The following is a 1,883-nucleotide window of genomic DNA, read 5'->3' on the forward strand; positions in this document are numbered from 1 at the left end:
TGGATATACGACTAAATGGATTTAGGAGGTAGAGCGAAGCAGGATGCCAGAGCCGAGAATAACTATTAGCTCAAATCCCACTACTTGCCTACAGCGCTTTGAATTCCCGCTGAATGGTCAAACTTTTAATGCAATTGGTATAAGACGCCCGCTGAGGGCTGATTGCCCATGTGACTCTATAACCTTGGCTATACTGCTGTGCTCTCTATGGCTCAATGAAGATATTTCACTGATAAGCGTACTTTGTGCATCAATTGGACTGTTCATCTTCTCCATAAACATGTATATCGACAGGTCGTCACTTTGTTCAAATAACTCAGCGAGTTTGCCTGCTTCAAAGTCAATTAATGCACTCATTATTTTTTACCTCTAATTAGCATCGTTAATTCAATGGGGAGCATTCAGCGATGATGTTTTTTAAGTGGTAGCAGTAGATGTTGCTGGTTTGTATATTTTTTGGGCGTATAAAAATGTCTGTTTAGCGTAAAAGTGAATAAAAAAGTGAAAGACTTTCAGTTTTAACTACGTGAAATAGAGTGTTTTAGCCTTGAAACAGTCTTTTAGGCTGTTTTTGCGTTTTAAACTGAAAGTTTTCTGTAAGTGCTGCAGTAATGCTGTTATAATCTGCGATAGAAACACTGCAGAGTTGGCATGTTTTAAGAAAGGCAAAATGTCACACTATTGATGACATGCTTTTGTACCCTACACCTAAATCAAAGATCCGGAGTCGTTATGGAAGTTCAGGAATATGAAGGCGCATATTATCAACTACAAGATGAGATGTTAGAGTCTCTGCCAGTTGAAATGGATGAAGAAGCATTTTTGGATTAGGATAGTCATAGATAAATCTGATATCAGATTTATCTAGAAGAAATAGCAACCCTAGGGTTGCTATTTTTGTTTGTGAGTTATGTCATAACCTAGCACCTAGCACCTAGCACCTAGCACCTAGCACCTAGCACCTAGCACCTAGCCATTTACATTTCTTTTTTCAGGTACCACTTCGGTGATAATCCATTTCCCTTTGCGTTTATTTAAGCGCAATGTTCTATCATCGACCCAAAACTGGCCACCGCGTAATCCCATAATCTTTACGATGACGGTGACATCTTCAGTTGTTTTTCGAAAAAAGTCGATATCAACTTCATCGACTTCCATCTCAACGTCGGTTAACGACAAATTGAGTACATGTCGCTGCACTGAAGCTGCAATGTAATAGTGTGACAGAATATCCTTCATAGAGTCATCGACGAACAGCTTGGCTTTCTCGACATCACGCTCCACATAAATAGCATTTAAAAAGCCGAGAGAGGAGAGCTCAGGCGTGCGCATAGAGGGAATTGACGGGTCTGCTAATACAGATTGACCCGCGGTATTATCGCATCCAGAAATGGCTAATAGAGAAGCAATAAGAATAAGGAGTTTCAACATAAGTTTTTATTATTTGTTTTTTAGCAGTATTACGATAATCCTGCACTAACGCAAGATTTTACTGTTAGATCTAACGCAAAGCTTGACCTAGATAAAGATCTCAGGCATATCTGTATAGATAACTTATAAAGGTTATCCACAGAATCTGTGGACAAGTGTGTTGAAGACTATTTTTAGTGTGGTTAAGTTATTAATATATCAGCATTAAATTAACTGGTTATTTTTTGATGCATTCACGTCGTGTTTACTATTTGGCCTGTTTATTCTGATCTATTCCCCCAATACTACTGTTAATTTGATCGCGACGATCCCTATTAGTGTTATAGCTACGGTATAAATTCTCAGCCAAAAAAAGCCTGCATAAGCAGTAATGCCGGTCAGTTAAGCTGACTGGCATTTTTTATTTCTAGCGTACCTTTGAGGCCTAGGCTTTACCCTTCGGGGAAAACTTC

2 protein-coding genes are annotated in these 1,883 nt (G+C 38.9%); both read right to left on the reverse strand.

Features of this window, described 5'->3' with window-relative positions:
- Positions 1-117: 117 nt before the first annotated feature.
- On the reverse strand, positions 118-357 hold the full coding sequence (locus tag AB4238_RS22225) for a hypothetical protein (RefSeq protein ID WP_372035784.1): 240 nt from the start codon (positions 355-357) through the stop codon (positions 118-120).
- 612 nt (positions 358-969) lie between these two features.
- Entirely contained in the window at positions 970-1,428 is a 459-nt protein-coding gene (locus AB4238_RS22230; protein ID WP_372035786.1) for a hypothetical protein, read from the reverse strand.
- Positions 1,429-1,883 lie beyond the last annotated feature (455 nt).

Source organism: Shewanella sp. 10N.286.45.A1, from assembly GCF_041470405.1.
Taxonomy (GTDB): Bacteria; Pseudomonadota; Gammaproteobacteria; order Enterobacterales; family Shewanellaceae; genus Shewanella.